The organism is Priestia sp. JV24 (genome assembly GCF_025910025.1).
GTDB classification, from domain to species: Bacteria; Bacillota; Bacilli; order Bacillales; family Bacillaceae_H; genus Priestia; species Priestia megaterium.
This window is the reverse complement of sequence record NZ_JAPCIN010000022.1, coordinates 31,239-55,750: the sequence shown is the minus strand read 5'-3', so window position 1 is coordinate 55,750 and position 24,512 is coordinate 31,239. Positions and strand designations below refer to the sequence as shown.

27 protein-coding genes and 1 pseudogene are annotated in these 24,512 nt (G+C 34.1%); 23 read left to right on the top strand and 5 right to left on the bottom strand.

The annotated features are described in order from the left end of the window. Positions 1 to 142 precede the first annotated feature (142 nt). The 17 genes and pseudogenes from OK414_RS19415 (at position 143) to OK414_RS19335 (ending at position 13,954) form a co-directional block, all read left to right on the top strand. On the top strand, positions 143 to 1,156 hold the full coding sequence (locus tag OK414_RS19415; RefSeq protein ID WP_216874620.1) for an SIS domain-containing protein: 1,014 nt from the start codon (positions 143 to 145) through the stop codon (positions 1,154 to 1,156). Between the two features lie 302 nt (positions 1,157 to 1,458). Next, positions 1,459 to 2,295 carry a YitT family protein gene (locus tag OK414_RS19410; protein WP_051975562.1) on the top strand — a complete coding sequence of 279 codons (837 nt, stop codon included), beginning with the start codon at positions 1,459 to 1,461 and terminating at the stop codon, positions 2,293 to 2,295. A 160-nt stretch (positions 2,296 to 2,455) separates the two neighbouring features. Further along, on the top strand, positions 2,456 to 3,253 hold the full coding sequence (locus OK414_RS19405; protein WP_095378514.1) for a substrate-binding periplasmic protein: 798 nt from the start codon (positions 2,456 to 2,458) through the stop codon (positions 3,251 to 3,253). Positions 3,254 to 3,274: 21 nt separating this feature from the next. Continuing rightward, entirely contained in the window at positions 3,275 to 3,949 is a 675-nt protein-coding gene (locus tag OK414_RS19400) for an amino acid ABC transporter permease (protein ID WP_034649845.1), read from the top strand. After that, the gene (locus OK414_RS19395; protein WP_034649848.1) at positions 3,927 to 4,694 is read left to right on the top strand and encodes an amino acid ABC transporter ATP-binding protein; all 768 of its coding nucleotides are present in this window, start codon (positions 3,927 to 3,929) and stop codon (positions 4,692 to 4,694) included. Before OK414_RS19400 ends, OK414_RS19395 begins: the two co-directional genes overlap by 23 nt. 150 nt (positions 4,695 to 4,844) lie before the next feature. After that, positions 4,845 to 5,687: a PfkB family carbohydrate kinase gene (locus OK414_RS19390; protein WP_034649850.1), complete on the top strand. Its 843-nt coding sequence runs from the start codon at positions 4,845 to 4,847 to the stop codon at positions 5,685 to 5,687. A 284-nt stretch (positions 5,688 to 5,971) separates the two neighbouring features. Beyond that, positions 5,972 to 6,703 carry a GntR family transcriptional regulator gene (locus OK414_RS19385; protein ID WP_034649852.1) on the top strand — a complete coding sequence of 244 codons (732 nt, stop codon included), beginning with the start codon at positions 5,972 to 5,974 and terminating at the stop codon, positions 6,701 to 6,703. A gap of 92 nt (positions 6,704 to 6,795) precedes the next feature. After that, positions 6,796 to 6,891 (top strand): annotated as a pseudogene (locus OK414_RS19380) (DUF2262 domain-containing protein); the annotation flags it as partial. A 225-nt stretch (positions 6,892 to 7,116) separates the two neighbouring features. Further along, positions 7,117 to 7,482, top strand: a complete 366-nt coding sequence (locus tag OK414_RS19375) for a DUF2089 domain-containing protein (RefSeq protein WP_034649855.1) — start codon at positions 7,117 to 7,119, stop codon at positions 7,480 to 7,482. A gap of 11 nt (positions 7,483 to 7,493) precedes the next feature. Further along, entirely contained in the window at positions 7,494 to 7,883 is a 390-nt protein-coding gene (locus OK414_RS19370; protein WP_016766321.1) for an SHOCT-like domain-containing protein, read from the top strand. 10 nt (positions 7,884 to 7,893) lie between these two features. Further along, a complete protein-coding gene (locus OK414_RS19365) occupies positions 7,894 to 8,175 on the top strand; it encodes a hypothetical protein (protein WP_263044949.1) in 282 nt (93 codons plus the stop codon). Positions 8,176 to 8,710: 535 nt separating this feature from the next. Beyond that, complete coding sequence (locus OK414_RS19360) at positions 8,711 to 9,109, top strand: DoxX family protein (RefSeq protein ID WP_205661777.1); 399 nt, start codon at positions 8,711 to 8,713, stop codon at positions 9,107 to 9,109. 142 nt (positions 9,110 to 9,251) lie between these two features. Continuing rightward, positions 9,252 to 10,190, top strand: coding sequence for a ring-cleaving dioxygenase (locus OK414_RS19355; RefSeq protein ID WP_263044948.1), 939 nt, complete (start codon positions 9,252 to 9,254; stop codon positions 10,188 to 10,190). Between the two features lie 155 nt (positions 10,191 to 10,345). Next, positions 10,346 to 10,912 carry an NADPH-dependent FMN reductase gene (locus tag OK414_RS19350; RefSeq protein WP_029323469.1) on the top strand — a complete coding sequence of 189 codons (567 nt, stop codon included), beginning with the start codon at positions 10,346 to 10,348 and terminating at the stop codon, positions 10,910 to 10,912. Between the two features lie 174 nt (positions 10,913 to 11,086). Continuing rightward, the gene (gene ycaC, locus OK414_RS19345) at positions 11,087 to 11,731 is read left to right on the top strand and encodes an isochorismate family cysteine hydrolase YcaC (protein WP_025753100.1); all 645 of its coding nucleotides are present in this window, start codon (positions 11,087 to 11,089) and stop codon (positions 11,729 to 11,731) included. Positions 11,732 to 11,989: 258 nt separating this feature from the next. Next, positions 11,990 to 13,081 (top strand): low temperature requirement protein A, encoded by a 1,092-nt coding sequence (locus OK414_RS19340; protein WP_263044947.1) that lies wholly within the window; start codon positions 11,990 to 11,992, stop codon positions 13,079 to 13,081. A gap of 36 nt (positions 13,082 to 13,117) precedes the next feature. Then, positions 13,118 to 13,954, top strand: coding sequence for an alpha/beta fold hydrolase (locus OK414_RS19335; protein WP_263044946.1), 837 nt, complete (start codon positions 13,118 to 13,120; stop codon positions 13,952 to 13,954). A gap of 353 nt (positions 13,955 to 14,307) precedes the next feature. Here the strand turns inward: OK414_RS19335 and OK414_RS19330 are convergent, their stop codons facing one another. Continuing rightward, positions 14,308 to 14,925 carry a methanogen output domain 1-containing protein gene (locus OK414_RS19330; protein WP_095378509.1) on the bottom strand — a complete coding sequence of 206 codons (618 nt, stop codon included), beginning with the start codon at positions 14,923 to 14,925 and terminating at the stop codon, positions 14,308 to 14,310. 303 nt (positions 14,926 to 15,228) lie between these two features. Beyond that, positions 15,229 to 16,128, bottom strand: coding sequence for an alpha/beta hydrolase family protein (locus tag OK414_RS19325; protein ID WP_095378508.1), 900 nt, complete (start codon positions 16,126 to 16,128; stop codon positions 15,229 to 15,231). A gap of 208 nt (positions 16,129 to 16,336) precedes the next feature. Here OK414_RS19325 and OK414_RS19320 point away from each other — a divergent pair, with 208 nt between their 5' ends. The 3 genes from OK414_RS19320 to OK414_RS19310 all read left to right on the top strand — a co-directional run bounded on the left by OK414_RS19320 (position 16,337) and on the right by OK414_RS19310 (position 18,376). Next, entirely contained in the window at positions 16,337 to 17,119 is a 783-nt protein-coding gene (locus OK414_RS19320) for a GNAT family N-acetyltransferase (protein WP_263044945.1), read from the top strand. Between the two features lie 155 nt (positions 17,120 to 17,274). Further along, the gene (locus OK414_RS19315) at positions 17,275 to 17,706 is read left to right on the top strand and encodes a terpene synthase (RefSeq protein WP_258357235.1); all 432 of its coding nucleotides are present in this window, start codon (positions 17,275 to 17,277) and stop codon (positions 17,704 to 17,706) included. A gap of 151 nt (positions 17,707 to 17,857) precedes the next feature. Then, positions 17,858 to 18,376 carry a GrpB family protein gene (locus tag OK414_RS19310; protein WP_028409911.1) on the top strand — a complete coding sequence of 173 codons (519 nt, stop codon included), beginning with the start codon at positions 17,858 to 17,860 and terminating at the stop codon, positions 18,374 to 18,376. A gap of 622 nt (positions 18,377 to 18,998) precedes the next feature. On the opposite strand, the gene OK414_RS19305 is transcribed toward OK414_RS19310, so the two are convergent. Then, the gene (locus tag OK414_RS19305; RefSeq protein ID WP_034649876.1) at positions 18,999 to 19,583 is read right to left on the bottom strand and encodes a LysE family transporter; all 585 of its coding nucleotides are present in this window, start codon (positions 19,581 to 19,583) and stop codon (positions 18,999 to 19,001) included. Positions 19,584 to 19,639: 56 nt separating this feature from the next. Between OK414_RS19305 and OK414_RS19300 the strand changes: the two genes are divergently transcribed. Next, positions 19,640 to 20,251: a helix-turn-helix domain-containing protein gene (locus OK414_RS19300; RefSeq protein ID WP_080743151.1), complete on the top strand. Its 612-nt coding sequence runs from the start codon at positions 19,640 to 19,642 to the stop codon at positions 20,249 to 20,251. Between the two features lie 748 nt (positions 20,252 to 20,999). Here the strand turns inward: OK414_RS19300 and lepB are convergent. Then, on the bottom strand, positions 21,000 to 21,554 hold the full coding sequence (gene lepB / locus OK414_RS19295; protein ID WP_034649879.1) for a signal peptidase I: 555 nt from the start codon (positions 21,552 to 21,554) through the stop codon (positions 21,000 to 21,002). 569 nt (positions 21,555 to 22,123) lie between these two features. After that, positions 22,124 to 22,528 (bottom strand): hypothetical protein, encoded by a 405-nt coding sequence (locus tag OK414_RS19290; protein WP_016766301.1) that lies wholly within the window; start codon positions 22,526 to 22,528, stop codon positions 22,124 to 22,126. A 704-nt stretch (positions 22,529 to 23,232) separates the two neighbouring features. Here OK414_RS19290 and OK414_RS19285 point away from each other — a divergent pair. Both OK414_RS19285 and OK414_RS19280 read left to right on the top strand, forming a co-directional pair. Then, on the top strand, positions 23,233 to 23,445 hold the full coding sequence (locus OK414_RS19285) for a hypothetical protein (RefSeq protein WP_205661768.1): 213 nt from the start codon (positions 23,233 to 23,235) through the stop codon (positions 23,443 to 23,445). 384 nt (positions 23,446 to 23,829) lie between these two features. After that, positions 23,830 to 24,501: a hypothetical protein gene (locus tag OK414_RS19280; RefSeq protein WP_051975564.1), complete on the top strand. Its 672-nt coding sequence runs from the start codon at positions 23,830 to 23,832 to the stop codon at positions 24,499 to 24,501. Positions 24,502 to 24,512: the final 11 nt, after the last annotated feature.

The window sequence follows — 24,512 nt, the reverse complement described above, 5'->3', positions numbered from 1 at the left end:
AATTTTTTAATATTTATATTGAATCCTATAATTTTGCGTGTTATAATCTAAATTACAAATGGTATATACCATTATATTTTTTATACCTAATGGTATATACCATTAGGTAGCTAAATTGAAAATTAAGAGGAGAGATTGCTAAATGTTAAAGTTTAATACACAGAACTACTTAAAAGTAACAAATGGAGCAGTTTTATTAAGAGCAGAAATAGAAAAGAAAATGGATGAAGTTTCAAAAAAAGAATTTAAAAATTTATTCCTTATTGGATCAGGTGGTTCTATCGCTATTATGTATCCATTTGAATACATATGGAATTCTACTTCATCTATTCCTGCTTATGCTGAAATTGCTTCTGAGTTTATGCTACAAAGCCATAAGCAATTTGATGAAAATTCAGTTGTTATTCTCTCTTCTCTATCCGGTACAACAGAAGAGACTGTTGAAGCAGCACAATATTGTAAGGAAAGAGGAGCAACTACTATTGGGTTAGTGGGAGAAATGGATACTCCATTAGCAAACATCGTAGATTATCCAATAGCTAACTACGCAGAAAACGACTACGCTGCTGATTCAATAAATCTTCAAATGTATATGATTATCTTTAGACTAATGCACAATAATGGAGAATTCGCGAAATACGAACAATTTGTATCAGAGTTAGAGAAAATGCCTGAAAATTTAATTTCAGTAAAAGAACAGACAGAAGAAAAAGCTAAAGAATTCGCAGACAAATATAAAGATGAAGATTATCATATGTTAATTGGATCAGGAACGGCATGGGGAAGAACTTATGCATATAGTATGTGCGTACTGGAAGAGATGCAATGGATTCGTACAAAGTCTGTACATGCAGCAGAATTTTTCCATGGAACAATTGAGCTGGTTGAAAGAGACACCAGTATTATCTTACTTAAAGGGGAAGACGCTACGAGACCTTTAGCTGAGAGAGTAGAGCGTTTTGCTGAGAAATATACTGACAAGCTTACTATCTTTGATACTCAAGATTATACGCTTGATGGGATTAGTCCAGAATTTCGTCAATATTTCCCTCCACTAGTCTTAGGAAGTCTACTTCAACGAGTAAGTGTTCATCTAGAAAATAAGCGCAATCATTCCTTAGATAAAAGAAGGTATTACCGTACTGTAGCTTACTAAGAAGTAGTTAAACTTGAGGGGAATATAGGAAGTAAGTGTTCTCCTCAAGGAAGTTTCTCAAACTACTGGCTTTATTAATAAAAATCTATTAATTACTACATACGTCAATACTTTTCTGGAAATTTAAGATTTTTAACGTATGAATACATGTGTCTGATGAAGAAAGTTTTTGGAAAAGTATTGATCATAAAATAATTTCCCTTTAACATCCATTTTCATTAGACCTGGATAATAAAGAAGTTAGAGTTAATGAAGAGTTAACAGAGGATACTCTATGAGAGAGAGTGAAAGGATGTTTTAGTGTGGCTCGTAAGTATCAAATTACTTATGAACTAGCAGGAATTACAGTAGGTTGTTTTCTATTTGCTTTTGGAACTAATTGTTTGCTAACACCTTCAAGTTTACTAGCTGGCGGGTTAGGTGGAATTTGTGCAATTTTTTATCATCTATTTGAATGGGAAATGGGGATACAGTATTTTGTTTACAATATTCCATTACTGTTCTTAGGGTACATTCATATTGGTAAAAAGTTTATTATTTACACTGTATTTTCAGTAATAGTATCCTCTCTTTTTTTTGAATGGATTCCTGTCCGCTTAATATGGACTAAAGATATATTATTGTGTTGTATTTATGGAGCAATCATTTCAGGAAGTGGAGCTGCTATTATTCTTAGGCTAGGCGGATCAGTAGGGGGGCTTGATATACTTTCTCGTGTTATCGCTAAGTATACAAACATTTCTATAGGAAAATTCAGCTTAATTTTTAGCGCCGCTATTGTAGCCATTTCAGCGCTTATTTTCGATGTTCAGTCGGCTATGTATACCATCCTATCATTTTTTGTAGGAACTAAAACATATGATGCCATTCTAAACATTGCAGAGAAAAGTGCCGTCATGATTATTACAAACGAGGGGGAAGAAATCTCTTCCTTACTGGCAAAAAAATTAGATAGAGAAGTTACCTCGTGGAAGGATATCGATATATACAAGGAAAAGAAAAAAACGGTGTTGCTATGTTTGATTATCGAATTAGAGTGGATGGAAGTAACTCATGCAGTAAAAGGTATCGACCCCGAGGCCTTTATTTTATCATTACCAACTAAGAAAACGTTTGGGAAATTTAAATTGAAGTGGTAGTCTAAATAAATTCCATTTGGTATATACCATTTTATTTTTTCTGTGATATGATAATCCTATCTTTATAATTTTAGGAATTTTCATTATTGTCTAATATCTATAAGAGGGGTTGTAAGCGGTTAACAAAGAAGAACATCTTTAATATAGGGGGAAGTTTGTAATGAAAAAAATTCTAATAGCATGTGTGACTCTTATTTTACTTATGGGGGTAGTGGGGTGTGGAAAAAATACATCAACTAGTGGAGAAGCTTCAAAAAACGATAAGGAAATTAAAGTAATAACTACAGCTGGAGGATATCCATTTAATGCTACAAACCCAAAAACCAATAAAATTGAAGGTTTTATTATTGATATTGTTAATGAAGTAGCAAAGAGATCGGGTGTGAAAACTCAAATATCAACTGGGGAATGGAATTCGCTTATTCCTTCTTTACAATCAGGTAAGGCAGATGTTATTGCTGACGCTATGTATATTACTGATGAAAGAAAAAAACAAATTAACTTTACAGATCCCGTGTTCGGTTTTGGTGAAGGCCTTATTGTACCAGAACGCGACAAAACGACAAAATCATTGAAGGACTTAAAAGGAAAAGTTATTGGGGTTCAAATGGGGACGTCATTTAAAGACATGCTAGAAAAAGAAAATAAAGATTTAAATATAAAAGTGAAAACTTACCAAACACTATCCGATTTACTAAAAGATATTCAAACAAACCGTATAGATGCAGCTTTAGCAGACGCTCCTACCTTTAGTTATTTTAAAGCTAAAAATCCTAATATGAAGTATCGAATTGTTGAGGGGTATGTTCCTTCTCTTACAGGAGAAGTTGGAATAGGCGTATCCAAAGATCGCTCTGAACTAGTAAAAAAATTTAACAAAGCAATTCAAGAAATGAAAGCTGATGGCACTCTGAAAGATATTTATAAAAAATGGGGTGTGGATTGGGATTTTAATTAATGAAGAGGGAGGGGACCAACAATGAATGATTTTTTATCGAATGCGAGAGAATTTGCACCAAGGTTTCTTGAAGGTACCGTTATTACAATTGAATTAACTATAATATCATTAATTCTCTCTCTTATTATTGGTTTAGCGGTTGCGCTTGGTAAAATAACGCCGAATAAATTTATAAATAAAGTATGTGGTATTTATATCAGCATAGTAAGAGGAACACCTCTCTTAGTGCAAATGATGTATGTTTACTTTGTTTTTCCTGATTTAGGTCTTTCGTTAAGTGCTTTTCAGGCAGCTATTGTTGCTCTTTCTATTAATGAGAGTGCTTACTTAGCTGAAACATTCCGAGCAGGTATTAAATCCATTCCTAAAGGACAAATGGAAGCAGCAAAGGCTATTGGAATGAATTACTCTCTTTCAATGCGTAGGATTATTCTCCCTCAAGCAATTAAAAATGTCATTCCTGCGATCGGAAATTCAGCTATTGTATTAATCAAAAACTCTTCATTAGCAGCAGTTATTACAGTGACAGAGTTAATGCATGAAGGAAATTTATTAGCTTCATCCACATATCAAAATATACAGATATTCACGATGATCGGAATTATTTATTGGGCTCTACATTATCCACTTGCCATTCTTGTAGATTATTTAGAAAAGCGAGGTAATAAAAATAATGTTACAACTAGCCAATATTAAAAAATCTTTTAATGAAAAAAAAGTGATTAAAGGAATTGATTTATCAGTACGAAAAGGTGAAGTAGTCGTTATCGTTGGACCAAGTGGTAGTGGAAAAAGTACTCTTCTGAGAATGATGAATGCCCTTGAGTATCCTACTGAAGGAGATATCAGGCTAGAAGGGGAGTCAATTCTCTATAAAGATATAAATGGAAAGCATACTTCACGAAATGACAAGGAATTAAGCAAATTTCGAGCTGAAATTGGAATGGTATTTCAAGGTTTCCACTTGTTTGCCCACAAAACTGTTCTTGAAAATATTATTGAAGGTCCTATTTACGTAAGGAAAATAAAAAAAGAGCAAGCAATCCAGGAAGCAGAATATTTGTTAAAGAAAGTCGGTTTGTCAGATAAACGCGATCAGTATCCTCATTCTCTTTCTGGGGGGCAGCAACAGCGAATTGCTATTGCAAGAGCATTGGCTATGAAACCAAAGATGTTGCTTTTTGATGAACCAACTTCTGCCTTAGATCCTGAATTAGTCGGTGAAGTTCTTATAGTAATGAAAGAGTTAGCACTAGAAGGAATGACAATGGCTGTAGTTACCCATGAAATGGGCTTTGCTCGTGAAGTAGGTGATCGTGTCATATTCATTGATCAGGGAGTAATTGTTCAAGATGCACCACCAGAAAAGTTTTTTCATACTACCAATGGTAATGAACGTATCAGAAAGTTTTTAAGTACATTATCAAGGAATGCTGTTTGAAACTGAAAGTATATTTGAAAATAAAAAGGATCTTTAAATTGATTATAGGGTTAAAGAAAGTAATATAACTTTAAATTAAATAATAGATCCTTCACTTTTATTTAAATAACTTACTTATCAAATGAAATATAGATACAGAGGTGAAGGGAAATGAAGGTAATAGGAATAGGAGACAACGTAGTTGATTATTATCAAGACCGTGACGAAATTTATCCAGGAGGAAACGCTCTGAACATAGCTGTTTTATGTAAAAGATATGGAGTTGAGAAAAGCTCTTATATTGGAGTGATTGGAAACGATCTGGCGGCTAATCATATTGTAAATAGTTTAGTGGCTGAAGATGTTGATATTTCTAGAATCAGGAAAGCATATGGACCAAATGGAGAATCTGTAATCTCCCTTAACGAAGATAACGATCGTACCTTTGTTGGATCAAATAATGGAGGCGTACAAGCCCTAATAAAATTAAATTTCGATGAAACTGACCTTAACTATATTTCAACTCATGATCTTATGCATACAAGCTTATACAGTCATATAGAACAAGATTTACCTATGCTCTCGGATAAAATAGCTATTTCTTTTGACTTTTCTTTCCGACATGAAGAAGCATACCTTAAAAAGGTTTGCCCATATGTTGATTATGGCTTTTTCTCAGGAAGCGAATTAAACGAAACAGAGTGTATTGAGTTAATGCATTACGTAAAAAGCTTAGGAACAAAAGTTATTGGAATTACAAGAGGAGAAAAGGGCGCCTTATTTTTAGTAGATGAACAAGTTTACAAACAACCTATCGTTGAAGCAAAAGTAATAGACACTCTAGGAGCAGGGGATTCCTTTATCTCAATGTTTTTGACCCATTATCATCAACATGGCAATGTAAATGAAGCACTGAATCAATCAGCAATAGCAGCAGCAAAAAACTGTGAAAGTTACGGAGCATTTGGGTATGGATTAAGCAAAAAGACAAATCTCTCCAAAAAGTTGGTATGATCTTTTAGAGTACCTTTAAATTATTAGGGGGCGGGCCTTTTAGCATTTGAGTCCGTCTCCTATTTTATTTTATACTTACACCGGATAACAATCATATAAAAGGTTATCATTCTTGGAAATATTATAGTGTTTTTATTTTAAAGGGTGTTAACTGAAATTATAGAATCCTTATCTGACGAATTTGAGTAATTGTAGCTTTATACCAAGGTTGTAAACTTTTACTTATATATATATTATCTATTAATAACAGGTATAAATTGAAAATATAAAGAATGGGGTAGACAATGGAAAAAGAAATTGATGGAATTCCTTATTATCAAAAGTTGAAAACAATGTTTATAGAGGAAATTAAAAATGGAAACCTTAAGTACGGCGATAAGATTCCTTCAGAAAGGGAGTTAGCTGATAAATTCGGAGTGAGTAGAATGACAGCTCGTCACGCGCTTTCTACATTGGAAAGAGAGGGGTTTGTAGAGCGAAGAGTAGGCGTAGGTACATTTATATCTAACCGTAAAATTCAATGGAACTTTATAACTGTAAATAGTTTCACGAAAGGGATGGAAGACAAAGGATTAAAACCTACTACTGAGACAATCTTTGCAAAAATTGAAAAAGCAGATGAGTTTCTAGCAAATAAATTAAATATTTCTAATGGAGAAGAAGTTTTTTCTTTAAAGAGATTAAGAATTATTGATGATATTCCGGTTGCTATAGAATTAAGTCAAATACCATACAAATTCTGTTTACAAATAGAAGAGTATATATCAAACAAAATATCCTTGTACCAGGTCTTAGATGAATTCTATGGATTAAAATTGGCTAAACAAAAACAGTATATGCGAATATCTTTATCTGATTCGGTTGAAAGTAAATTACTTAGAATCGGAAATGAAACTCCGTGCCTTTCAATTGAAGGCACCACTTATGATTCTTTAGAAAGGCCTATTGAATATTATCAAACATTAGCAAGAGGAGATCTTATTGAGTTCTACTCGGAACCTACTAATCCTCAGTGAAAATGAGTTCTACTTATTTTTTATTTCTATGTACCTATTTCATAATTAATCAAAAATTACCTGCCTTATATATAAGGTAAGGTAATTTTGATTTTTACTTCTTTGATGGAGATATTTTTGCAGGACATAGCATCATTGTAGAAGGAAATATAAATGGAACTTTTACTAGGGCTCAAATTGCAGGATGAATAGATTGATTAAATGATAGTTGAAAAACAATTATGTAGTTTAAGAGAAGGGTAAAATCCTTCTCTTTTTTATTTGATTTTGTGTGTGGGTTGAAGAATAATATTAATAATATTAACATTTAACTTCATTTATTTAATTTATTAGTTAAAATAATTTAATTTTATTATTTTTAAAATTAAGTATTTGTTGTATAATCAAGTTAACTAAAAGAAGGAGATTTGATTATGGCTTATAAAGTACTTACAAATTGTCCTGTCTGCAGTGAAACATTAAAAATTACAAAGCTGCAGTGCACCCATTGTCACACGACGATTGAAAATGAGTTTGAATTATCTAAGCTGGCATCTTTATCGAGTGATCAGCTTCATTTTGTAGAAGTATTTTTAACATGCAGAGGAAATATCAAAGAAGTGGAAAAGGAACTGGGCGTTTCGTATCCAACCGTTCGAGGTAAGCTTAATGACATCATTACATCTCTTGGATATGTAGAGAAGAAGAAAAATGAAGTAGATGAGAAAAAAGTTGTGTCTATGTTAGAAAATGGTGAAATTACAGCAGAAGAAGCCATCAAGCTCTTAAAAGAAGAATAGGGGTATTGTCTATGAAAGAGGAAATTACAAAAGTGTTAACAATGGTTCAAGAAGGCAAAATTGATGCAGAAAAGGGATCAGAACTGATACAAGTATTAAAAGAAAAAGAAGAAACAGGCAATAAGCTTTTGAAGAAACCGAATGCGTATCTAGATAAAACGTTAAAAATTCGAGTTGTTTCAACTGAAAATGATAATGTGAAGGTTAATTTGCCAATAAAGCTTGTCAAGCTGGTATTGATGGCGGGACACAGCATCGCAGCAAGTATTCCTCAATCAGAAAAATATGTAAAAGATATAGACATAAACCTGATTGTTGAAGCAATTGAAAACGAGTTAGATGGCCAAATTGTTGATATTAAATCAGCAAACGGAGATACCGTTTCGGTCATCATTGAGTAATGGTTCGCTTATGATTCATGTAAAAGTGAAAACAAAAGATGTTCGATTTAGCATTCTAGTTCCATATGCTCTTTTAAACATTGCTATTAGCGTTGCTTTTTCGAAATTTATCCAGAAGCATGCGATTAAATGGACAAAAGAGCATTTTAAAAGAAAAGGGCTGAATTTCACTTTTCCGATAATAGATAAAAGCATGCTAAAGCCTATTGTTAAGGAACTGAAGAAACATAAGGGAATGGTACTAGTAGATGTCAAAGCTACTGACGGTACGGAGGTAAGAGTTAAACTATGATTTAGTATAAAGTACAATTAGCTTTAGAGAACTAAATTGCAAATGGATCCGCGTGTTTGAGCTCATTTAATAAAAGGTCTTAAATATTTAAAAGTAGAAAAAACTTTCGTTAGTTGTACACAACAAGTACTATCTAACAGTTGGGCATTCTCTATGTACCAGAAAAGAAGGAGCAAACTCCAGTGATAAGGCGTTTGCTTCTTTTATTTATGTATATGACTCTGTTTATAGGTTTTGAGGCTAGTTTTGAAACAAAAAAAGGGTCTTAATTTGGCTCAGAATCATTAAGTATAGTTGCGTCTCAAAAACTATCCTGCTTTTAACAGGATCAATAAAGTTCAGCTGTTATATTTTCCATCCTGATGTTCATATCCATACATAATAACGAATATGTTTTTAATAAGTCGCTAAATGTTTCTATAAAAAATAATAAAATTCATGTTGACAGTAGAACCATATGATTTTATAATTATCCTTAATTCGAGATATTTTAATTCGAGATTTTAAATTGATGAAAAAATAGGAGGAATAAAAAATGATGAGTATTGGTTTATTGTTAATACGTTTAGTCATTGGGTTATCTTTTATGGCACATGGAACTCAGAAATTATTTGGATGGTTTGGCGGCCACGGCTTAAAAGGAACGGGAGGATGGTTTGAATCTATCGGAATGAAGCCAGGTGTTAGAATGGCGTTAATGGCTGGATTATCCGAGCTAGTAGGAGGAGCTTTATTTGCTGCAGGACTTCTTACACCGCTAGGAGCGCTTTTGATTGCCGGAACAATGGTCATGGCTATTGTGAAAGTACACGGTCCGAATGGATACTGGGCAACACAAAATGGCTATGAATATAATCTTACGCTTTTAGTTGTAGCAATCGGTGTAGCAATTGCAGGACCAGGGTATTATGCATTAGACACGTTTATTTTCTAAAAGAGAAAATAGGTTGAAACAAGAAAGACGCTTTTATTTTTTGATTAATATCTCGAATTCGAGATATTTGCGATAAATAGTTGTAATTTTAAGAGGGATAATGAAACATATGACGAAAAATGTATCGAAGGAGATGGTAGTAATGAATAAAAAAACAGCGGGTATTCATCATATCACGGCGATTGTAGGTCATCCTCAAGAAAATGTTGATTTCTATGCGGGCGTGCTAGGATTACGCTTGGTCAAACAAACGGTAAACTTTGATGATCCAGGAGCGTATCACCTTTACTTTGGGAATGAAGGCGGAAAACCTGGAACGATTATTACATTCTTCCCGTGGGCAAATGCACGACAAGGAAAAATAGGCGACGGGCAAGTTGGGGTAACTTCCTATGTGGTTCCAAAAGGTGCGATGGACTTTTGGGAACAGCGATTAGCAAAGTTTGGGGTTCCAGCTACAAAGATGGAGCGATTCGGAGAACAGTATTTAGAGTTTGACGACCCTCATGGTTTGCATCTAGAGATTGTGGAAAGAGAAGAAGGCGAAAAGAACACGTGGCAAGCTGGTGAAATTAAACCTGATGTTGCTATTAAAGGATTCGGAGGCGCTACGTTATTATCCGTTCGACCTGATGAAACAGCTCAATTATTAGAAAACGTAATGGGTTTGGAAAAAGTAGGGCAAGAAGGTGATTTTATACGTTTTCAATCATCAGCTGACATTGGAAATGTCATCGATTTAAAATTAACAACCATTGGACGCGGGCAAATGGGTGTTGGAACAGTTCACCATATTGCATGGCGAGCAAAAGATGATGAAGATCAATTAGAATGGCAGAAATACGTAGCCGACAGCGGATACGGAGTAACAGCTGTTCGAGATCGAAATTACTTTAATGCGATTTACTTTAAAGAGCACGGAGAAATTCTATTTGAAATTGCAACAGATCCTCCAGGCTTTGCTCATGATGAGTCACTTGAAACAATGGGAGAAAAACTCATGCTGCCTGAACAGTACGAAACCCATCGAGATCAAATTGAAAGAGCTTTGATTCCTTTTGAAGTGAGAGAATTAGACTAAATTTTAATGAAAGAATTCTTTTAGTAATAGTAAAACGCTAGTTCAATCCTACATTAGGTACAAAGAAGGAATTAATTTATCTATATATAAAACTAATATCTATATTTGAAACACCGTGGTAATATGAAATTAATTCCAAGTGAGGAGGTGAATAGATGACAAAAACCATTGGTCTTATTTGTGGAAGCTTACGAAAGAATTCGTATAACCGAATGATTGCTGAGTCATTGACTACATTAGATGACTCAGCTCAATATCGCTGGATTGAAATAAGCAGCCTGCCTTTTTTTAATGAAGACTTAGAAGCTGACGGATCACCAGAATCTGTCGCATCCTTTAGAGCTGCGATTCAAGATGTTGACGGCGTTATTATAGTTAGTCCAGAGTACAATTCAGGAATTCCAGGAGTGTTGAAAAATGCCTTAGACTGGGCATCAAGACCTCGGACTTCTTCTGTTTTAAACAGAAAACCAGTTGGTCTCATTGGAGCGACTCCAGGAGGCTTCGGTACGGCTTTTGCTCAAATGCAAACGAGAGAAGTACTGGAAGCTATGCAAGTCAACGTTTTACCATTTCAAAAAATGCTGATTTCGCAAGTTCATGAAAAAATTGATGCGCAACAAAAAGTACTAACCGATGAATCAACAAAACGTTATCTTCAGCGCTACCTACAGCAGTTCATTCATTGGATTGATCAAGCGCCTGTTCCTGTTCTAGATTAAGAGAGAGAACACACCTCACGAACTTTCACCTCAGAAATAGCTTTTCTTTCTATACATGTTTTACCTAACAGATCATAAATGAAATCCAAAATACCGTTCAAATTATAGACCGCTTGTAAGGAATGGAAGAGGTACGTGTATCCTTACTTGCCTTAATTTAAGGAGGATTATAAAATGTCTGATCTTTACTCTCGCCTTTCAAAAGATGATGCTGCCGTGCTTTTAGTTGACCACCAAACGGGGCTTATTTCCGGCCTTGTACGTGACTATGGTGTTGATGAATTTAAAAACAACGTATTGGCTCTTGGTGATACGGCTAAATTCTTTGATTTACCGGTTATTTTAACAACTAGCTTTGAAAATGGCCCCAACGGCCCTCTCATGCAAGAACTCGTTGATCTGTTTCCTAATGCGCCAAAAATAGCTCGTCCTGGACAAATTAACGCGTGGGACAACGAAGAGTTTGTTAAAGCCATTAAAGCGACCGGGAAAAAACAGCTGATTATCGCCGGTGTAGTGACAGATGTCTGCGTTGCTTTTCCTGCACTTTCTGCCATTAAAGCAGGCTACGAAGTGTTTGTTGTGACAGATGCTTCCGGAACGTTCAATAAGCAAGTCGCAGATGCAGCATTAACGCGTATGGCTCACGGAGGCGCACAGCTTATGAACTGGTTTAGCGTAGCGTGCGAGCTGCAGCGTGACTGGCGCAACGACGTTGAAGGTTTTGGCAATTTAATTTCTAGTCATCTTCCTGGTTATCAAAACTTAATGGGCAGCTATAGAGGAGCTCAGCGCGATTTCAGCAAGCAGAGTGTCTAACGTAGCAGAAATTAAGTTTTGCTAAAGGTCGTTCTCTTTACATATAAGACATGAAAGTAGAATGGCATCTGTGGATCATTTATGTGACGGAGAAAACGTAACGACATAAGAGAAAATTGTTAGATAGGTGAGCCGGCTGATGAACAGCTGGCTCACCTATCTTTTACTACGCTGCCTGTCATGAAATATGCGTCTCTTGTATATAAAATAAAGTATATTAACGACAGCCTGATAGATGATAGGAAGGGATGCGGAGTAGTGGAAGAAAAAAAAGTTACGTGGCTGGAGCTTTTTTATGATTTGTTGTTTGTGGCAGCCGTTGCGACTGCTACGCATGTTTTGCTTCACGTTGAACAAGGGTATATTCATGGAGAGTATTTGTTAAAGTTTGTACTGATCTTTATTCCGATATGGTGGGCGTGGACGGGACAAACGATGTTTATCAATCGATTTGGACAAGATTTTTTGCATCAGCGCATCTTTATGATTCTTCAAATGCTGTTTGTTCTTATCATGATCTCAAGCCTGTCCGTAGATTTTGATCAATATTACGTGTCTTTTTTGATTGGCTATATCGGGCTAAGAGCGTTAACCTCGATTCAATATCTTATTGTCCAAAAATTTGAACAGAGTGAGAGAAAAAAAGTTGCTGTGTTTTTAGGAACATGCTTTGGAATTGGGATTGTTATCTCGCTTCTGTCGCTCTTTTTTGATTCATGGGTCCGCTACGCCGTGTTATATACAGGAATTGCAGTGGACATGATTTTACCTATTTTAGGACATAAGCGACTGGCGAAATTACCGACCAACACGGCTCATTTGTTAGAACGCTTTGCGTTACTGACATTAATTTTGTTTGGAGAATCCGTTGTCAGCATTCTTGCTGTGATACAGCCACAAAAAGGGGACTGGAATACCATTTTATTTTCGGTTATTTCATTTGTCCTGATCATCGCCATGTGGTGGCAGTACTTTGAGAACGTAGAAAAGAAAGTGAACAAGTCTATTCAAAGAGCCGGACAAACGATTATTTACGGACACTTACTTATCCTCATGTCTCTAAGCATGATTGCAGCATCGATTAAGCTCATGTTTTTACATGAAGTTCAGTACACATTCAGCTTATATTTTGTATTCGGATCCGTGCTGCTTTACTTCATGGCAACCACTCTTGTTTTTCACCAGTATAGATTCGAAGAACATCGTTTGAAAGTGTATCATTTAGGCTTGTTTTTAGGGATTTTAGCTGTATTTTTTATTATTAACTTATTTTTAGTCGTCCCGGGCCCCCTCATCGTAGGAGAGTTAGCCATCTTTTTTATTGTCTACGCTAAGTTTACGACCACTTAACCAAATAAAGAACGACTATATAATGGAGGTAGCGAAATGGCAAAAATTAATGTAGGAACAGAAAATGAAGCACCTATTGAACTATACTATGAGGATCATGGGACAGGAAAGCCGGTTGTCTTAATTCACGGCTGGCCGCTAAGCGGACGATCTTGGGAATATCAAGTTCCAGCTCTTGTTGAGGCTGGATACAGAGTCATAACGTATGACCGCCGAGGATTCGGAAAGTCTTCTCAGCCATGGGACGGCTACGATTATGAAACATTCGCTGCTGATTTACATCAGCTGCTAGAACATTTGGATCTAACAAATGTGACACTAGTCGGGTTTTCAATGGGCGGCGGAGAAGTAGCTCGTTATATAGGAACTTACGGAACAGATAGAGTAGAAAAAGCTGTATTTGCAGGAGCTGTACCACCATTTCTTTATAAGTCAGAAGATCATCCTGAAGGAGCATTAGATGATGCAGGAATCCAAGAATTTGAAAACGGCGTAAAAAATGATCGCTTAGCTTTTCTTGATGATTTTACAAAAACATTTTTTGGGGTAGAAGACGGAAATGACTTAGTCAGCGAACCATTTCGACTTTACAACCGGGATATTGCAGCAGCCGCATCGCCTAAAGGGACACTAGACTGTATAGATGCTTTCAGCAAAACGGATTTCAGAGACGATCTAGCCAAGTTTACAATACCTACTCTTATTATTCACGGTGATGCAGACGAGATTGTTCCATTCGAATATAGCGGAAAGCGAACGTATGAAGCCATTTCTGGTTCCAAGTTAGCTTTAATAAAAGGCGGTCCACACGGCTTAAATGCAACGCATGCACACGAATTTAACGAAGCGCTGCTGTCATTTTTAAGAGACTAAGTATAAATGATTATTTTGTAAGTGAAAATCTGACGTATGAATAAGAAAAGCGAAAAGAAGTTGCCGGAGGGCGCTTCTTTTTTATCAGTTCATGCAATTAACAAAGGCATTCTGATCGCTCCAAGGATTCTTTAGGGTGACGCATCTGATTCTTAAGCATAAGATTACAAATAAAATCCCTAAATAGCTATAATAACTTTTACTTTATTTTTTCTGCTTACCATAATAATTAAAATGAGTGATAAAAACAAAGAGCAAACCTTTAATTAAAGGCTGCTCTTTGTTTTGTACGTCTTGTTTTGCTTCTCTAATTAGAACAAAATGTCTTAATAGTTAAGTGTGGTAATACAATGCTATTTACGTAATTCTTCTAATTCCGCAAGAAGGGTTTCAATCATTTCATCGCTTCTTCGAAGTTCTTGATTAAGCATATAAATCGTTTCCTCTTCCCAATTGAAAGGGTTACCATAAGAAGGGGTAATAGGAAGATCTTCATACACATCTCCATTTTCTTCACTGTGCTTTGTAAAATATATAGCAACTTCACACATTGGATGACCAAGAGCAATACGTTGGCGCAAGCTCACTTTTCCATAGCCAAATTTACGAGCTGCAATTCCTCCAAACACACTAGACGTCATCTTACATAAATGAGGAGCATCCTGTACGACGTCACCAAATGGACATTGGGTAGCGCTTACAACCACATGATCTGGATGAACGGAAATAATTTCAAAGTGACCTCCAATTGAATTTTTAAGGTCAATTATAACTTCTGCATATTCCTCTACCGTCCACTTTTCATGCTTATCGCTATAAAAGTCTTCCATCCACTCTCCAGTACGAATACCAATTTGTTTAATATATTCTTCAGCTACGGGGCCTACCGTTTTTTCATGAATCATTGCGTACTGTGTAATAAGTTTAGCCAAAAATACATGTCCGCTTAGCTGACCTTTTTTTAAAGCCATATTGTAAATCCCCCTTTTGTTTTGTAAAAGAGCAAAAATATCAATTCAATAAGCAGCACTTTTTCTATATATCTCTATTTCTTAATTATTACAGATTAACAAGATCGCGTGTTATGTTTTTTGAATTTAAAAATATTTATTTGTAAATACTGACTTCTTTTTAAAAAGAAAGAAGGAGATTAGCATAATGGGCCTTATAAGAAATAAAAATCCCTTAGAAGCTCATCGGTTTCTAAGAGATTTTAACTTCTCTTTCTAGATATAATTGCTTCAAAAGAAAAGATGATACAACTGACTAATCTGTTAAAAAGAATGTAATAAAAAGTTCAATATAGTGTTTTGCAGGTCCTCATGAAACTCCTTGCGATTAAAGTCTTCAGGATCCTGAGAAGGGAGGAAAGAAGGAGATTTCATAAAGTCGGGAAATGGGCTGAGAAATGAAAAATGCCCTCCATTTTCTACAACGATATGCTGAACTTTTTCCGGATCAGAAACACCATTTAATACAAATTCCCCGTGAAAAGAAGGAGTAATCGTATCCTTTTCGCCTGTAATCATTAAAATAGGTATATTCACGTCTTCAAGGGCTCCTTTTTCCCTAAACCATCCGGTGGCTGGCGCTAAAAGAATCAGTGATTGAACCCGCTTGTCATGATCAACAGATAAACAATAAGGCTTTTGATCAGGAGATTCAGAAGGAAAAGAAGTGGGAACTCCACCTGCTACAGCAAGAGCTGTATATCCTCCCATGGAATGCCCAATAAGAGAAATATTATTTGATTTAATGGATGGCGAAAAGGAACTTTCTTTTAAAAACCAATCGATTATAGTACGTATATGATTAGGCCGATTTTTTAGGTTATCTATTGTTCCAGATAGTGTATTATTCTCTCGATTATTAAACGGATGTTGAGGTACCCCTACAATAAAACCATTACGTGCTAAAAACTGGGCAATGGTTCGATAAACAAGAGGCGTGCTACCATCTCCATGAGAAATAATTACTAAAGGAAATGATCCATTTGAAAGCGGAGCATCTTGCGCAGCGCTTATCGTGTAAGGTCCCATCTTTTCAACTTGTTCTTCTTGGTATGTAGGATACATGATAAGTAAAGGAAAGCCATGTTCATTTCCATCATCTTCTATATCTACGAATTGACATCCGGCATAAAATGCCTGTCTTTCATGTTTTCTTATGTGCACTTATACTCCTCCTTGCTTTTAACAATCTTTATTATAACAAACTTATATATGAAATTTTTTTGAGTTAGCTCTCCTGAAAAAGAGTAATTAACCTTTATTTTAATTATTCCTCGGGCTGTTTTTGTATCGATAAAGCACATTATGATAACTAAATTTGTGCATGCACTTATATAATGAAGACACTGATATTTATTAAGGGGGAAATAAAATGCATTGTTTGGAACCGAAAGATTATTACAAGATAAACAACATATTAGAAGCGTCATTTAAGACTCCTACATTTGCTTTTTCTGTTGTTAATCATGTTATTCCAGGAGCTGTGTACGTAAATGATATTGTGAGGCCATTATCAGGATTTCTTAGAATAGGTGCAGGTGACTATTATGTATTTGGACAAGGAAATGACGTGGTATTTAATAACTTTCTCTATCGTTATTTTGTTGAGAACGTGTATGGTAAGGAGAAACGGTTTACGGTTTTTACTCCATCCACTGACTGGGAAACTGTTTTTGACGAAACTTTCAAAACGTATGTAAAGAAAATGACGCGTTCTAAGTATAGGTTTCTTCCTTCAAAAGTTCATTCTACGTACAGCCCGTCCCATCTCTATGAGTTAAAAGACTTTAACGCTGATTCTTTAAGAAAAAGTGAGAATTTCAATGAATCATATATAGTGGAGTACTGGGGATCAGAGAGTAATTTTCTGAAAAACGGATTAGGAGTTTGTCTTATCCATAAAGAAAAGATTATCGCTGAATGTGTGTCTATTTTTCATAGTGGAACAATAGCTGAAATTGATATTGTGACTAACCCTACCTATAGAGGACAAGGATTAGGAAAGATAGTGGGCCAGGCGTTTATAAATAAATGTTTAGAAAAAAACGTTATGCCTGCTTGGGATTGCGACAATAACAATAAAGCATCTAAAGCACTAGCCAATAAACTTGGGTTTTCGAATGAAGAGGATTACGCTTTATATGTATTAAAATGAACAGGGAATGAGACATAACGAAATCAATACAATCTACAGACGAACGAATGGAATGCATGAGCGAATCGCTTGTTACACTGCGGTTGATTTCCATGCAAGACGCAATATCTAATCTATTAAAATATCCTAAATTAATATTTAAGCAGGGGGAACTTATGATAGCACTTCATAGAATTTTAAAATTGCGTGATTTAGAAATTTTTCACGTAGAAAGAGAGGGAACTATTTTATCTTATGTAGTCATTGAAGACACGAGAAATCCATTTACAGAAGAAGATAAAAAACTAGATCCATTATGTTATATGGAGGAAGAAGATATTAACGCGATTTTAAATGTGTTTAGGATTTCATTAATTAATGATGAAAAATTAAATGAAGAAGATTCATTTTTTCTAAAATCGTTCTTTTCAGATTTTGTTAATAATACAAATTTAACAAATTTTATTATTACGGAATACATTCAAGAAGATTTGTATGATCATGACGTTAATATAAAATTTTTTAATAAAATTTTAAAGGATATAGGTTCAAATTATATTATCGAAGAATTTGATGAAATGAACTGGATTTACTTATCTCAAGATTAAAATATAACGATGTATACCATATAGAAAGCTAGTTTACATAAATACTTTTCTAAGAAGGCATATATTATAATTTAGAAGATACTAAGATTTTTGCAATCAATTTAATCCTTTAATATATTGTCCATGTGATCAAGGATTAAGGGGGAGAAAAATGAATATTACAGTAGTTGAACATAATCCAAATTGGAAGTACGAATATCTAAACGAAGAATACTCAATTAAGGAAATGCTTCAAAAAGAATTGGTAAATATTTTTCACATTGGAAGTACTTCTATTCAAAACTTAAAAGCAAAACCTATTATTGATATTCTATTGGTAGTTAATGACATTAGAAGGTTAGATAATTACTCAGACCAATTTGAGAAGCTCGGATATGAAGTAATGGGGGAGTTTGGAATCAAAAGAAGAAGGTATTACCGTAAAGGTGGGGATAATCGCACCCATCAAATTCACGCTTTTCAGTATGATAATATTCAAGAGATTGAAAGACACTTATCTTTTAGAGACTATCTTCGTCAAAATCAAATGATAAGCAATGAATATGGAGCATTAAAAGCTGAGTTAGCTCATAGATTTCCCAATGATATCGAGGGCTATAGTGATGGTAAGGATGCATTTGTTAAAAGAATCGAAAAAGAAGCGCTTAAATGGCATTGGCTTAATCGTTGAAATTAAAGAAAAAGAGTTAAACTAGTTAATATAATATTGTGTCTCAATACATTGTATACTCCATCAAAGTTAGTTACCATGATCATTCTTTCCCTAATTTATAAAAGAACGATCCCTTAATACACAGGGGGTCGTTCACTTTTTGACTCTCTCATTTATACACGACCTTATACATTGTTAAATTATCAACATTTCGATCACTCATGAAACTGGAAGACTTGCATGAAAAACACTCTTTTTTATAAATATGGTAGTATTTTATATCTCGTCTTATATCTACCCTGAAATTTTCTAACCTAATTTTTGTGTAGAAATGGGCTGCTGTAGCTAAATATTAAATAACTATTGAAATTTCATAACAAATTAATATTGATCATATTTTATAAAATTAAAAAGGTAAGCAAATCAATAGATACATAAGAGTATCCTTCTCGAATTATGCATAACTGGTCAATTTATATTTTTAAGTAAAATAGTGATATAAAGTACAATATGTACGTTATAACGTTCAAGGAGGGGTTAATATTTCGCATAAGAGAAGTACTGACTCTTTAATAAAACGAATATTTCTAACGTTAAAATGATTCCATTGTTAAAATGGATCCTTAATCAAATAAGCAAGTTATTTGATAAGAATGGAGACTGCACTATACATTAATAATAAAGCCATAACTATATTAAACTGGCTTTTATACTTTGAGAGAAATTTTTGAAAAACCGAACCAAATAAACTCCAACAGAAAGTACTTACAAAGCCCACAAAAGCTAGAAATAAAGAATACATTATTAAACTAAAATTCGAGTTGTGATATGGAAGAATAAAGGTTGCTATAGCCGTTATACCATACAGAATACCTTTTGGATTTATAAATTGTAAAAGCATCCCCATGAAAAAACTGTTATTCCTGTTTTCATCGTTATTTTTATCATCATCTTTACTCAAAATAATTTTTATAGCTAGATAGACCATATAGATTGCTCCTAAGACCGTCATGAAAAACTCAATCTTTGGGATGGAATTTTGGAGTAAAACATTAAAATAACTACATAACAACATTACTACGAGAAAGCCTGCACCTACTCCTAAACAAAATTTTGTAGTCTTTCTCAAACCGTATTTGTTAGCAAATAACATGGCCATAATATTGTTAGGACCAGGGGTAAAACTGGTCACAAAAATATATAGCAAAAATGATAATAATGGCATATTTGTACCTCCTCTAATATGTATATTATAATGTTCAAAAAGGACGATATAACGTCGTGCTTTTTATTTTACATTATGGTCGTTATATTGTATATAGTGATAGGAGTGTATTTATGGAGGAAATAAATCTTATTATCGCCAAAAACCTAAAAAATTTTAGAGAAAGTAAGAAATTAAGTCTCGAAAAAGTTGCAGAATTAACTGGGGTAAGCAAGACAATGATAGGGCAAATTGAAAGAGGAGAATCGAGTCCTACAATTACAACTATTTGGAAAATAGCTAATGGATTAAAAATTTCTTTTACTTCATTAATAAATAATCCTCAGCCAGACACCAAAGTCATTTCAAAAACCGACATTCAAATATTATCTGAAGACAACGGAAAATATCAAGTCTACCCTTATTTTCCCTTCGAGGATGATAGACGCTTTGAAGTTTATTCTGTAGAAATAGAAGAAGGTGGATCTCTAGACGCTGATTCGCATAGGGAAGGGACTGAAGAGTTCATAACTGTCTTTGAAGGTGAACTCACTATAAGTGTAAATAGCAATGAATATACGATAAAGAGTGGGAATGCTATTAGGTTCAAAGCTGATAGAGCTCATTCTTATTATAATCGCGGAAAAACATTAGCTAAATTAAGTATGATCATATATTATCCAGTTTAAATAGCGTTCTTCAAGAACGCTATTTTATTTTTGTATTAAACCGGTACAACTAATGAAAGATTTAATGGCCAACCAATAAAGCATTGAATCGTTAGATACTATGTAGAGCGGTTAACCAGTAGCGGCATAGAAAGTGGAAAGACTACTTCCTATGATTCTTAGACTTTTGTATTATATAGGTTTTTATGTTAGGTTATGGATATCCTTCTGTTGTGTTAGAAAGGAGTGAATTCATATCTTAAAAATAGCAATTGCTTCAATCATTGCAGGCGTTTTGTTTAGTCTTTGTACAAAATTAGTGATGTATACAAGATGGTCCAAGCTGTTTGTAAAGGCTAATGAAGATACTCATAGGCCACTTAACTTTGCTCTTCTGGGGGCTTTATTTACCGTTATTATGTTCATTATGTTTTTAATTGTAAAACCTTTTACATAGGAATAACGTTATAGCTGGAGTTATCAATTATTAATCTTTCATATTTAGGAATAGGTTTTGTAGCTATTTTGCTATCTGCATTTTTGGTGAAGATGTTTGTTGCCAATGATACGCTATCTACCATTTTTTCAGTTTTGATTGCTGCTGTAGGAGCGTCAGCTATTTCTCACTTTCGCAGAAAATATAAGGAAAAGTGAATTTAAACAGGGGCTACAGTTAGTGTGGGACTTAAAGCAACAATGCTTCATTTCATGTGACAGACTGGCAAAGAAATAGAAAAAGCTCCCTTTCATAAGGGAGCTTTAAGAGATTTTACTTAATCCATTGAAATTCTTTTAAAGGCCAATAAGCTAATTTGGCTTTTCCTACGATTTTGTCTACGGAGATTGTTCCTACTTTAGGTGATCTGCTATCTAAGCTGTACATTCTATTATCTCCCATGACAAATAATTGACCCTTTGGAACGGTTTTGCTGCCTGTATAATCTTCAAGTTTAAAATCCTCAGTTAATGGGCCTGTTCCTATTTCTTTTTTATATTGGTCTAGATAAGGCTCTTCATATTTTTTACCGTTTATATATAGCGTGTCATTGCGATATTCTATATGATCACCAGGTAAACCGATTACTCTTTTAATATAGTCTTTTTCCTTTGTAGCATGAAAAACGATAATATCAAATCTTCTTATATTATTTACTTTATTTTTACCTACTTCATTAAGAATAATATGTTCACTGTCTTTTAAAGTCGGCATCATCGATTCACCGTCTACTATTATAGGTGTAAATAGGTACTCTCTTACCACAAAAGCCAGAATACAGGCAATAATAATGGATTTAATCCACGAAAAAATCTCTTTCTGTTTCAATTGAAAACTCCTCTACAACCGTAATACATGTTTAAAAGTATAACACAATATATAGAAATAAACCTTTAATTTAACAATTGAAGGTTATATATGCTAGAGCATTTACAACGGAAAAGAAGTAATTAATTCTGAGTATATTCGAAACTATAATTATGCATATACAGGAGAATTGGTATTTAGTAAAAAATCCTTACTTATGGGTGACGGTGGAGTAGGAGTTAGACGACTAGAAGACTCTAAAGATAAGGATACAATAAAAAGAGGTTATAATGCTGCTATCGTTCGTACTCGGATAAGTATGAATGAACCCTTATAAAGAGCAACTTCGTCATTGACAAACGAGGCTGCTCTTTATTTTTTTGATACTTGTCATACAAATTTCACTTTTTATCTTCACATGCAGAAAAGTTTGTGATACAATTCACATGTGAAGATATCCATAAGGATCTAACACACTCTTGAATGTAAAGTAGAAAAAGCTATTTCACTCCGATGCCAATACGATTGAAATAGCTTTTTTTGCGTTCAGATTATAGATGCGACAAAATTGTTAGCATAATAAGGGAAGTTTATTTCTCGATTCTAACTAATGTTTTTTCAGGCATTTTAATAGCATCTATATCAAAATAATTGATGTTTAACGTTAGTTCTCCTTCTCGCTCTTCAGCTTCTTCTCCTATCCAACAACTATACAATTCAAAAAAATCTCCTGATTTAAGATAGTGATCCATCAATTGACACAGTGCAAGTAGTTTCTCTTTTGATTCTTTCAGTCTGCTTTTATTCATATATTCCGTAATTTCAATTCCCCAGTCACTTGACACTTCATAAACATAAGAAGTAGTAAAATGATGTTTCTTTATGTTTAATCGATGCATTTCATCTGAAAAGCAACTTCCAATAGTAACTATATCATCCAGTTCGTCATTAATAGGTAATTCTACATTCGAACCTATATAGGTGGCTAAACTCATTTGTATTCACTCCTTTTTCCATCTGAATAATCTATTACATTTCATAGAATTAACCTAATGAAAACTTACATCGTATGATCAAAAAGGTTTTTCCTTAAATTTTATTATAGATGATCAGGTTTTATTCGAGCTTGACTATTATTCTATTTAATATAAAGGGTAAAATTCTAATTTTTATAAAAAGAAAATTAAGAAAAACGTAAGATTTAAGTAAGAGAAAAGAAAATTTCATTTTATACAATAACAATATAAATTGAAAAGGGGAAAATAGCAGTATTTTTTCAGGTATCTACGACTTGTTTGACGAGATTGAAATGTATAGTATACCTGTTGACAAAGAAGATGGATTTTGGGCGTTCTATAAAACTTCCCCACAGGAAATATAGGAAGGTGAAACAAAAGCCATTGTAGAATGGTTTGTAGAGTGTCGAAATAAGGCAGACGGAAAAGGTAGTACGTTAGCTACCTATTTTAGTTTTCATGATTATGATACATGCTATGATTTGCAAAATGATAAGTGGATTACGGATGGAGATAAATGGGAGGGTTAAACTCTAGCATTTGTTCACTCTTATGTATGGTCATTTAATAAGAGATAGAGCAGCAAGGAATAGATCTTGATGATATGCTTTATACAGAGATGAGGCACCAGCTTTTTCATATGAGAAGGCTGCCAATAACAATTATAAAAAGGAGAGACTTAAATGAAATTTGATGTAGCTGAATTAGTTGAAGCAAAGCGTCAAATCGATTCAACTTTACATAAACTCAGACAGACAGTAAAAACGTTTGAAGCTAAAGAAAATGCTGGTAGATATAAATCTCAAATTACTTTAGCTAAAAGACGGATACAAGCATTTGAGCTTTCAGTGGCTCTTATTGAAAGAGAAATAAATGAGGCTGAGAAAAAAATCTAGGTATCAGCTTTTACAAAGTGTGTATTCAACGACGTTATTTACTTTATGAATTACAAAACGTCGGAAAATGCTATATCGCGGTAAAAGCATTTTAATTCATCTTCAAATAAAAAAATTTCAGTTTGAAAAAAATTATCTGAAGGCAACTAGCAATAACGTAGAATTATTGTTCCTCCTAGAAGATACACTTTATATGTTAAAATTCGGTGATTTTAGACTCTATATATGAATTTATTTGAGCCTTAAGAATCACAATGAAATTCCTGGTTTTTGAATAATTCTAGTATGTTATTTTCAAATTACTAGAAATACAATTCAAGCTTTTGAATATCTGGTAGGATAATACATATAAAGTATTTTTTAGGGTTGGGGGATTTTATAGATATGCAATTTGCAAAGAAAATTAAACTTTCCATATGTACGACTTTAACAGCTGGTGTATTACTTACGTCTACTGCTGTGGGAACGCCGGTAAGCGTAAATGCAGCAGAAAGTCAGGAACTTTCTACAGCAGAACAACAAGAACTTAATACTATATTAGAGCATTTAGAGTTCAGTAAAGAAGATAATCAAATAACCATTGTTAATGAAGAGGAATTAAAAAATGATCTTAATGATTCTGATGCTTATAACCAGTTAGAAGGTTCAGTTGAACAACTTAATAATATTCTAAAGTATGTAAAATTCGACGAAGATAAGAATCAAGTAATCATTGAAAATAAAGAGAGAGTAAAAGATAACCTTGATTCTCCTTCATACAATCAACTAACAGCTACAGTAGAACAATTCAACGAAATTATTGATAGCCCAGAAGGTAAAGAACTAAAAGAACAAATTTTTAAAGAACTTGGCGCAAGTAAAACGTCTTCTGGTACAGTTTCAATTCAAGGAATTAGTGGCTGTGGAGCAGCTTCGATTGCTGGATTTGCTCATACTGCTGCTTTCAGTGGCCTAATGACTGTTGCTGGGGTAAGTGGACCTGCAGGATGGGCTATTGGCACCGGAGTTGGTGCTGTATGGTTAGGTGCTAGTGCTGCTGCTGGTTGTTTATCATAATAAGGTGGTGA

What these genes read in the sequence shown, in the direction of transcription:
- OK414_RS19415 (WP_216874620.1), top strand. Translation starts at nt 143, where the DNA reads ATGTTAAAGTTTAATACACAGAACTACTTAAAAGTAACAAATGGAGCA.
- OK414_RS19405 (WP_095378514.1), top strand. Translation starts at nt 2,456, where the DNA reads ATGAAAAAAATTCTAATAGCATGTGTGACTCTTATTTTACTTATGGGG.
- OK414_RS19400 (WP_034649845.1), top strand. Translation starts at nt 3,275, where the DNA reads ATGAATGATTTTTTATCGAATGCGAGAGAATTTGCACCAAGGTTTCTT.
- OK414_RS19395 (WP_034649848.1), top strand. Translation starts at nt 3,927, where the DNA reads ATGTTACAACTAGCCAATATTAAAAAATCTTTTAATGAAAAAAAAGTG.
- OK414_RS19390 (WP_034649850.1), top strand. Translation starts at nt 4,845, where the DNA reads ATGAAGGTAATAGGAATAGGAGACAACGTAGTTGATTATTATCAAGAC.
- OK414_RS19385 (WP_034649852.1), top strand. Translation starts at nt 5,972, where the DNA reads ATGGAAAAAGAAATTGATGGAATTCCTTATTATCAAAAGTTGAAAACA.
- OK414_RS19375 (WP_034649855.1), top strand. Translation starts at nt 7,117, where the DNA reads ATGGCTTATAAAGTACTTACAAATTGTCCTGTCTGCAGTGAAACATTA.
- OK414_RS19370 (WP_016766321.1), top strand. Translation starts at nt 7,494, where the DNA reads ATGAAAGAGGAAATTACAAAAGTGTTAACAATGGTTCAAGAAGGCAAA.
- OK414_RS19365 (WP_263044949.1), top strand. Translation starts at nt 7,894, where the DNA reads ATGATTCATGTAAAAGTGAAAACAAAAGATGTTCGATTTAGCATTCTA.
- OK414_RS19360 (WP_205661777.1), top strand. Translation starts at nt 8,711, where the DNA reads ATGATGAGTATTGGTTTATTGTTAATACGTTTAGTCATTGGGTTATCT.
- OK414_RS19355 (WP_263044948.1), top strand. Translation starts at nt 9,252, where the DNA reads ATGAATAAAAAAACAGCGGGTATTCATCATATCACGGCGATTGTAGGT.
- OK414_RS19350 (WP_029323469.1), top strand. Translation starts at nt 10,346, where the DNA reads ATGACAAAAACCATTGGTCTTATTTGTGGAAGCTTACGAAAGAATTCG.
- ycaC (WP_025753100.1), top strand. Translation starts at nt 11,087, where the DNA reads ATGTCTGATCTTTACTCTCGCCTTTCAAAAGATGATGCTGCCGTGCTT.
- OK414_RS19335 (WP_263044946.1), top strand. Translation starts at nt 13,118, where the DNA reads ATGGCAAAAATTAATGTAGGAACAGAAAATGAAGCACCTATTGAACTA.
- OK414_RS19330 (WP_095378509.1), bottom strand. Translation starts at nt 14,925, where the DNA reads ATGGCTTTAAAAAAAGGTCAGCTAAGCGGACATGTATTTTTGGCTAAA.
- OK414_RS19320 (WP_263044945.1), top strand. Translation starts at nt 16,337, where the DNA reads ATGCATTGTTTGGAACCGAAAGATTATTACAAGATAAACAACATATTA.
- OK414_RS19315 (WP_258357235.1), top strand. Translation starts at nt 17,275, where the DNA reads ATGATAGCACTTCATAGAATTTTAAAATTGCGTGATTTAGAAATTTTT.
- OK414_RS19310 (WP_028409911.1), top strand. Translation starts at nt 17,858, where the DNA reads ATGAATATTACAGTAGTTGAACATAATCCAAATTGGAAGTACGAATAT.
- OK414_RS19305 (WP_034649876.1), bottom strand. Translation starts at nt 19,583, where the DNA reads ATGCCATTATTATCATTTTTGCTATATATTTTTGTGACCAGTTTTACC.
- OK414_RS19290 (WP_016766301.1), bottom strand. Translation starts at nt 22,528, where the DNA reads ATGAGTTTAGCCACCTATATAGGTTCGAATGTAGAATTACCTATTAAT.
- OK414_RS19285 (WP_205661768.1), top strand. Translation starts at nt 23,233, where the DNA reads ATGAAATTTGATGTAGCTGAATTAGTTGAAGCAAAGCGTCAAATCGAT.
- OK414_RS19280 (WP_051975564.1), top strand. Translation starts at nt 23,830, where the DNA reads ATGCAATTTGCAAAGAAAATTAAACTTTCCATATGTACGACTTTAACA.